Here is a 7630-nt window from a genome sequence, read left to right as displayed (position 1 = left end):
CTGATTAATGACCCTGGGGGAAACTTTCTGTAGAAAGTTTCCCCCAGACCCCCTTCAAAGACTTTCAATACGACCTGGTTTCCCCCTGTTTTGCCTGGCAAAACAGGGGGAAACCAGGTCGTATTGAAAGTCTTTGGAGGGAGTCTGAGGGAACCGTGGGTCTGTGACCCTTTTACAAAAAGGTTCCCTCAGTGCAATAAATCACAGCTTCCTTAACCAGGAAGGAGTGGCGAGGAGAAGATGGCCGAGACTTTTTTGCTTGAGATAGTGACGCCCTACAGGCTGGTCCTGTCCGAGGAGGTGGAGGAGCTCACCGCGCCGGGGGCGGCCGGCGAGTTCGGGGTCCTTCCGGGCCACACGAACCTTCTTACCATTCTCAGGCCCGGGGAGGTCGTCTATTCCAGGGGCGGCGGCAAGACGTTTCTGGCCGTCGGCGCCGGTTACGCCGAGGTGACGGCCGGCAAGACCACGCTCCTGGTGGACGACGCCGAGAGGGCCGACGAGATAGACATCGGCCGGGCGCGCCAGGCCCTGGTCGAGGCCGAGAAGAAGCTCGAGGCGGTGGGCACCGACGATGCCAGGGCCCTGGCCGAGGCCACCGAGGCCGTCGAGCACTGGAGGGCCAGGGTGAGTGTGGCCGAGAAGAGGGGGGCCTGAGGCTCCGCTCCGGTGGCTCCGGGGGCGACGGGCTCCGGGGGCAGGGGGGCGACGGGAGGTGGCAAGGGAGGAGTGGGGACATGCTCCACGCCGCTCACGCCCGGTGACGCCGAATAAGTGGCCGGATTCGTGACGAACCTGACGCGCAGGGGAGCGGGGCAGGCTCCGCTCCGCCGGGAGCGCCGAACAAGATGGGCAGCCTGAGAGGGAACAGGCGGGACCCTGGAATGATTACGGCCCGCGCCGCAAGACGGTGCGGGCCGTTTTTTCTCCTCTTTGTCTTACGGCGCCTCTTCCCTCCTACTTCTTCTTTTTCGGTCTTATGGATATCTTGGCCTTGCCGCCCTCGATCTTCACATCGTAGTCGAGCTCCACGGCGGGTCCGTATTTCTTCTCTATGAGCTGCCGCTGCCTTCGCAGCGCCGCCTCGAGCTTCTCCCTCGAAATGCCCTTGACCGGCTGGTTGCACCGCCTGCGCGCCTCGACGTAGCGCTCGTAGAGGTCGGCGAGTCCGCCGTCCCCTCTCTGGGCGTCCGCCCCGGAGGCGGAGGTCGCCGCGCTCATCTCCTGGGCCGGAGCCTTCTTCTTCATAGCGGCCACCCTTCTGCCGCCTACGGTGCGGTCGTAGGTGCCCTCCTCTATGGCCCGCAGTATGCGGGCCCAGTACTGTTTGTAGGTGTTGTAGCGGGAAACGAGGTTGTTGAAGCGGAACCTGAGGCCCGTGTTGGTGAAGTTGTAGCCGTAGTAGCGCAGGATGAGTCTCTCCACCTCGCCGCGAAGCTTGACGGGTTCGTGCTTGATCAGCCTGGCGAAGTGTTTCTCGTAGTCTGTCTTGAGCCTGCCGATCTTCTCTTCGAGCAGGTCTATGTCCTCGGCTACACCCATGGCGGGATCATATCAGAGTCAAGGGGCTAAGAAAAGGAGCCTCTCCGATTAACTGCCTCCCCGAATGCGCCAGATTTCGAACCAGGGCAGGCATAGCCGAGCCAGTGGTCTACTTCGAGATCATACATCTAACTCTGAGAAAAAACAACAAAAAAGACTGCGAGAAGCAGACATCCCCCTCCAAGGGGCTCCCCGCAACCCAGGGAATTACCCTGGGGGAAACTTTCTGAAGAAGGGCCATAGGCCCACGTTTCCCCCAGACCCCCTTCAAAGACTTTTAATAAATCAGAGTCTCCCTTGAGTTTTCTCGTGAATCCGGTAAAATTGGACATGATGGACAAGGAGATAAAAATAGACGTCCCACAGGAGAAGATAGCGGAGTTTTGCCGGAGGCATCACATCAGAAAGCTTTCCTTTTTCGGCTCCGTGCTCCGTGCCGATTTCGGCCCGGAAAGCGACGTGGACGTGCTGGTCGAGTTCGAGCCGGGCACGAGGGTGGGCTTGATAACCCTGGCGGGCATGGAAATCGAGCTCGGGCAAATCCTGGGGCACAAGGCACAGATGCATACGGTCAAGGGCCTGAACCCCTGTTTCAGGAACGACGTCCTGAAGACGGCAGAGGTGCAGTATGAGCATGCGTGACGACATGGTGAGCATGAGGGACATGCTCAGCCATGCCGTCGAAGCCGTCGAGCTTCTTGGCGATGCGAGCCGGGAGGAACTGGGGCGCAACCGGGTGATGCAGCTGGCGCTTACGCGACTGGTGGAGATTGTGGGTGAGGCGGCTGGTCGCGTCTCCGTCAAGACACGGGAGACCAGAGACGAGGTCCCTTGGCCCCAGATAATCGGAATGCGCAACTGGCTTGCGCACGGCTATGACGTGATCGACCTTGATCTGCTGTGGGACACCATTACAAGCGACCTGCCGCCGCTTATCGATGCGCTCAAGAAGATACTGAAGGAGGCATGATAGATGTCTGCCGCGCTTCCTGAGGTTCTTTCTCTGCCTCAGCGGGGTGAGCTGCCCTTCGCGTCGTGGCCTCCTTGCGCCCCCTCTCCCTGCGGTTCCTGGTCTATGACTTCTATCAGCACGTCGGCCGCCAGGTAGCCCGGTATGAGCCTTCCGTCTGGCATTATGAGGGCAGGCGTGCCTTGTATGCCGAGCTCGCGCCCCACTCGTATGTTTTCGTCAACGACCTTGTCGTCGCAGTCGGGCTCCGGCAGCACCTTGCCTTCGAAGGCCTCCTCGAGCATCTCGACCGAGCGCCTGCACTGGATGGCCTTGGCCTTCTTGTATGCGTCGGGGTGGATGTCGAGGGGGTAGAGGAGTATGTAGAAGGCGATGTCGGGCCGTTTCTTTACGACCTTCTTGATCTCGTAGTGGAGTTTCTTGCAGTACGGGCAGTCGGGGTCGTCGAATACGATGATCTTCTTTTCGGCCTCCCGGTCTCCCATTATGAGGGCGTTGTCCATGGGAATCCGGCTCCGGTCCAGTCTCTTCAGCTGCGGGGCCTTTCCGAGCTCGTCGAGCGGCGTGAAGCGGGCCTCGACGAGGTACTTCTTGGCGAAGTCGATGTAGACGAGTATGGACTTGTCGCCCCTGGTGACTTCCACCTCCCAGAGGCCCTTCACGGGGCTTAGCCTTATCTCCTTGAGCTCGGCGTTGAACTTGTCGGTCTTGAGGAGCTTTCTGGCCTCCTCGGGCGTCAGTGTGTGGCAGTCCGCGCAGTCTGCGCCGCAGCCCTGGCCCTGGAAGGCCGTAGCGTCCATGGGGCCTGCGGCCGCTGCGATCAGCAGGGCCGCTGCGGCCGTCTTCAGTATCTTCTTCAAGGCGGTTCTCCTTTTCGCCCCGCGCGCGGGGTCAGTCGTCGTTCAGTTCGAGGACGTCCTGCATGTCGTATAGCCCCTTGCCCTTGTCGCTTACCCATACGGCGGCCTTGACCGCGCCGGTGGCGAAGGTGTTGCGCGAATGGGCCCTGTGGGTGAGTTCGATCCTCTCGCCGGGACCTGCAAAGAGCACCGTGTGGTCACCGACGATGTCGCCTCCCCGAAGCGACTGTATGCCGATCTCCTCTCTGGTGCGCTCGCCGATTATGCCTTTTCTCGCGTAGACGGCCGTTTCGTCGAGGTCCCGGCCCAGCGTGGAGGCTATGACCTCGGCGAGCCTGAGGGCCGTGCCCGAAGGGGCGTCCTTTTTGTGGCGGTGGTGGGCCTCCACAATCTCTATGTCGTAGTCGTCGGAGAGGACCCTGGCTGCGTCGCGCACGAGCCGCAGGAGCAGGTTCACGCCGACGCTCATGTTCGGCGCTATGACGATGGGGATGTCGAAGCTCAGCTCCTTTATGCGCTCGCGCTGATGGTGGGAGAAGCCGGTGGTGCCTATGACCACGGGACGGCCCGAGGCTGCTATTTCCTCGATGTGCTCTATGGAGGATTCGTGGGAAGAGAAGTCGATGAAGACGTCGCATCTGAGGGCGGCCCGCTTGACGCTCCAGGTGATCTTCACGCCGTTTTTGCCTGTTCCGGCGGTCTCGCCCGAGTCCCTTCCAAGCAGCGGGTGGGAGCGTCTCTCCAGGGCGGCCGTAAGCCTGGTGCGCGGGTTCTCGTCGATGGCGGAGACGAGGGCCTTGCCCATGCGTCCTCCGGCGCCTATGACTGCGACTCGTATCATCTCTGCCCCCTCTCTCACTCTTTCGGCCCTATGCCGAAGTCCCGCAGAGCCGCGGCGAGCCGCTCCCTGGCCCGGCCGGTCATGGCCGTGAGCGGGAGCCGGAACTCCTCTTCCACCATCCCCATGAGCGAGAGCGCCGTCTTCACCGGTATGGGGTTGGTCTCCATGAACATGGCGCGGTTGAGCGGCTGGAGCCTGTAGTGGATGCGTCGCGCCCCTTCCATATCGCCCTCGAAGAAGGCCCTGAACATGTCGGCCATCTCGCGGGGGGCCACGTTGGAGGTCACCGACACGGCGCCGTGCCCGCCGACGGCAAGCAGCGACAGCGTGGTGGCGTCGTCTCCCGAGAGCACGATGAAGCCCTCGCGCGAGTACTCGATTACGTCGCTCACCTGGGCCATGTCGGCCGTAGCCTCCTTGATGCCGATGATGTTGTCGATCTCCGAGAGGCGGGCCACGGTCTCGGCCGTCATGTTCACCCCCGTGCGTCCCGGCACGTTGTAGAGTATGAGCGGAATGGAGACCTCCCCGGCAACGCTCCTGTAGTGCTCGTAGAGCCCCCGCTGTGTGGGCTTGTTGTAGTATGGCGTTATGAGCAGTGCCGCGTCGGCCCCGGCCTCCGCCGCATGGCGCGTGAGCCGCACCGTCTCGGCCGTCGAGTTGGAGCCGGTGCCTGCTATGACCGGCACCCGTCCGCCCGCCGCCTCGATGACGATGTCTATGACGCGGTCGTGCTCGTCATGGCTCAGTGTAGCCGACTCTCCCGTGGTGCCGCAGGGCACGAGGCCGCTCGTGCCGTTCTCTATCTGGAAGTCGACGAGCCTGCGCAACGCCTCCTCGTCGACGCCGCCGTCCTTGAAGGGGGTCACCAGCGCGGTGAAAGAACCGGTAAGTCGCACTTTCCTCTCTCCTCCTTGCTGCGTTGGGAGCCGCCGGCTCGTCCGGCCCTGCGCCGGAACTTCAGTGTCTCGGGCGGGTCTTCACGGCGGCCGTATCGACCTCGCCTCTGAAGACCTCGTCGGCCGGGCCGGTCATGTAGACGCGGCCCTCTGTCGCGTACTCTATGTCAAGTGAGCCGCCGTCGAGCTCGACGGTCACCTTCCCCCCGGTCAGCCCCTTGATGCGGGCAGCCACGGCGCTTGCGCAGGCGCCGGTGCCGCAGGCCAGCGTCTGGCCGCTTCCCCTCTCCCACACCCGCATTCTGAGGCGTCTTCCGCTCTTCACCTCGACGAACTCCACGTTGGTCCTCTTGGGGAAGATGTCGTGGGTCTCGAGGATGGGACCGTAGCGGGCCACGGGGAAGGCCTCGACGTCGTCGACGAAGACCACGCAGTGGGGGTTGCCCATGGATACGCACGTCACGGAAAGCGCCCCCTCGTGGGAGCCCACTTCCAGGGGCAGATCGATTATGCGCCCGGCGTCGACGGTCGTCGGTATGGAGAGGCCGTCGAAGACGGGCTCTCCCATGTCTACGCGCACGAGCCTGCCCGCCTGCTCGGGCCTTATGATGCCGGCCGGCGTCTCGATCTCGAGCGCCTTTTTGCGCGAGAGCCTGCGGTCCCATATGTAGCGGGCCAGACACCTTATGCCGTTGCCGCACATCTCCACGCGCGAGCCGTCGGCGTTGTATATGTCCATCCTGAAGTCGGCGCGCCTGGATTCCTTCAGGATTATGGCCTGATCGAAGCCGATGCCGAACCTCCTGTCGGCGAGTTTTCTCACGAGCCGCGCCGCGCCGGGCAGAGGGGCCCCGCGGCGGTCGACGACGATGAAGTCGTTGCCCAGGCCGTGCATCTTGGTGAATTTGAGCTTCATTGTCCTTTCCCGATGGAACCTTTATCGCGCCTTGCCGCCCCGCTGGCCGCCCCGTCGTCGCCGGGGCGGCCCCTGGGCGGCAGGATTTCACGCCTCTTCCCCCATGGACCTGCGCGTGGCCGTCCTGTCCGCCCCGTTCAGAGCGACTCTCCCTTTACGAGCTCGCGCAGGGTCTCGCGCCTTCTTACGACGCGGAAGCCGCGGCCGTCGACCATGACCTCCGCCGCCCTGGGCCGCGAGTTGTAGTTGCTCGACATGGAGAAGGCGTAAGCCCCGGCGCTCATCACGGCCAGCAGGTCCCCAGCCTCCACCGCGGCGATCTCGCGGTCGCGGGCCAGAAAGTCCCCGCTCTCGCATATGGGGCCCACCACGTCGGCCGTCATCTCGCCCTCCCCCTTCCTGACCGCCTTTATGGCATGGTACGATCCGTAGAGGGAAGGGCGCGGCAGGTCGTTCATGGCGGCGTCGACGATGACGAAGTTCCTCTCCTCTCCCTCCTTGACGTATACGACGCGGGTAACCAGTATGCCGGCGTTGCCGACGATTACGCGGCCGGGCTCGAAGATGAGCGTCACGTCCAGTCCCGCGGTCTCTTCGATGACGGCCTCGCCGTACCTGGAGGGATGCGGCGGGTCCTCGTCCTTATAGGTTATACCCAGTCCTCCCCCCATATCAAGGTATTTTATGTCGATGCCCTCGGCCCTCAGCCTCCCGATGAGCTCCTTGGTCCTGCCGAGGGCGTCGATGAAGGGCGAGAGCTCGGTTATCTGCGAGCCTATGTGACAGTCCACGCCAATGAGATCGAGGTTCTTCAGGTTGCTCTTGGCGTAAGCGTACTCCCTGAGGGCCCGGTCCGCCGGTATGCCGAACTTGTTTTTCTTGAGGCCCGTCGATATGTAGGGGTGGGTCTTGGGGTCCACGTCGGGGTTCACCCTTATGGCCACACCGGCCCTGCGTCCCACCCTTGCGGCCACGCGGTCGAGGGTGCGAAGCTCCTGCGGGCTCTCGACGTTGAACATGAGTATGCGTTTCTTGATGGCGTATTCGAGCTCGTCGTCGCGCTTGCCCACGCCGGAGAATACGATCCTTGCCGGGTCGGCCCCCGCCCGGAGCGCCCTGTAGAGCTCTCCGGCCGAGACGATGTCGAAGCCGCTGCCGTCGTCGGCGAGGGTCTTGAGCACGGCGAGGTTCGAGTTGGCCTTGACCGAGTAGCAGACCATGTGGGGGACCTTTGCGAAGGCCCGGTCGAACGCCCTGTAGTGGCGGCGCAGCGTCTTTTTGCTGTAGACGAAGACCGGCGTGCCCACCTCTTGCGCGATCTTCTCCACGGCCACGCCCTCGGCGTAGAGTTTCCTGCCCCTGTATTTGAAGAAATGCACCTGCTACCTCCCTTGGGAAGCCCTGATTGATCACTCTGTGGGAGAGGCGGGGCGGCGCCCCTTTTGCAGGGAGGCTCCCTCAGTGGAATGAGTCAGGGGTCCCCGACCTTTGTCGTTTCGTTGCTCTTCCCGTGCCGTCGGCGGCTCCGGCGGCGGCCGGGGCGGGCCCTTCTTTCCGCACCCCGTCGCCGCGGCGGCGAGGAGCGCGAGGAGCAGCGCCGCC

9 protein-coding genes are annotated in these 7630 nt (G+C 63.3%); 3 read left to right on the top strand and 6 right to left on the bottom strand.

Features of this window, described 5'->3' with window-relative positions:
* The first annotated feature begins 240 nt into the window (after positions 1 to 240).
* On the top strand, positions 241 to 657 hold the full coding sequence (locus tag ENJ37_10975) for a F0F1 ATP synthase subunit epsilon (protein ID HHL41018.1): 417 nt from the start codon (positions 241 to 243) through the stop codon (positions 655 to 657).
* A gap of 300 nt (positions 658 to 957) precedes the next feature.
* On the opposite strand, the gene ENJ37_10970 is transcribed toward ENJ37_10975, so the two are convergent.
* Entirely contained in the window at positions 958 to 1542 is a 585-nt protein-coding gene (locus tag ENJ37_10970; GenBank protein ID HHL41017.1) for a hypothetical protein, read from the bottom strand.
* A 333-nt stretch (positions 1543 to 1875) separates the two neighbouring features.
* Between ENJ37_10970 and ENJ37_10965 the strand changes: the two genes are divergently transcribed.
* A complete protein-coding gene (locus tag ENJ37_10965) occupies positions 1876 to 2184 on the top strand; it encodes a nucleotidyltransferase (GenBank protein HHL41016.1) in 309 nt (102 codons plus the stop codon).
* Complete coding sequence (locus ENJ37_10960) at positions 2171 to 2512, top strand: DUF86 domain-containing protein (protein ID HHL41015.1); 342 nt, start codon at positions 2171 to 2173, stop codon at positions 2510 to 2512. Before ENJ37_10965 ends, ENJ37_10960 begins: the two co-directional genes overlap by 14 nt.
* Before the next feature lie 38 nt (positions 2513 to 2550).
* On the opposite strand, the gene ENJ37_10955 is transcribed toward ENJ37_10960, so the two are convergent.
* The 5 genes from ENJ37_10955 to lysA all read right to left on the bottom strand — a co-directional run bounded on the left by ENJ37_10955 (position 2551) and on the right by lysA (position 7407).
* Entirely contained in the window at positions 2551 to 3372 is an 822-nt protein-coding gene (locus ENJ37_10955) for a DsbC family protein (protein ID HHL41014.1), read from the bottom strand.
* 31 nt (positions 3373 to 3403) lie between these two features.
* Entirely contained in the window at positions 3404 to 4210 is an 807-nt protein-coding gene (locus ENJ37_10950; GenBank protein ID HHL41013.1) for a 4-hydroxy-tetrahydrodipicolinate reductase, read from the bottom strand.
* A 17-nt stretch (positions 4211 to 4227) separates the two neighbouring features.
* A complete protein-coding gene (locus tag ENJ37_10945; protein HHL41012.1) occupies positions 4228 to 5112 on the bottom strand; it encodes a 4-hydroxy-tetrahydrodipicolinate synthase in 885 nt (294 codons plus the stop codon).
* A gap of 61 nt (positions 5113 to 5173) precedes the next feature.
* Complete coding sequence (locus ENJ37_10940) at positions 5174 to 6028, bottom strand: diaminopimelate epimerase (GenBank protein HHL41011.1); 855 nt, start codon at positions 6026 to 6028, stop codon at positions 5174 to 5176.
* 137 nt (positions 6029 to 6165) lie between these two features.
* Positions 6166 to 7407: a diaminopimelate decarboxylase gene (gene lysA, locus ENJ37_10935; GenBank protein ID HHL41010.1), complete on the bottom strand. Its 1242-nt coding sequence runs from the start codon at positions 7405 to 7407 to the stop codon at positions 6166 to 6168.
* Between the last annotated feature and the right edge of the window lie 223 nt (positions 7408 to 7630).

It is taken from the genome of Deltaproteobacteria bacterium (assembly GCA_011375175.1).
Lineage (GTDB): Bacteria > Desulfobacterota > GWC2-55-46 > GWC2-55-46 > DRME01 > DRME01.
This window is presented reverse-complemented; position numbering and strand designations above follow the sequence as displayed.

Coding starts and splice junctions, on each gene's coding strand:
- ENJ37_10975 (HHL41018.1), top strand. CDS start 241: ATGGCCGAGACTTTTTTGCTTGAGATAGTGACGCCCTACAGGCTGGTC.
- ENJ37_10970 (HHL41017.1), bottom strand. CDS start 1,542: ATGGGTGTAGCCGAGGACATAGACCTGCTCGAAGAGAAGATCGGCAGG.
- ENJ37_10965 (HHL41016.1), top strand. CDS start 1,876: ATGGACAAGGAGATAAAAATAGACGTCCCACAGGAGAAGATAGCGGAG.
- ENJ37_10960 (HHL41015.1), top strand. CDS start 2,171: ATGAGCATGCGTGACGACATGGTGAGCATGAGGGACATGCTCAGCCAT.
- ENJ37_10940 (HHL41011.1), bottom strand. CDS start 6,028: ATGAAGCTCAAATTCACCAAGATGCACGGCCTGGGCAACGACTTCATC.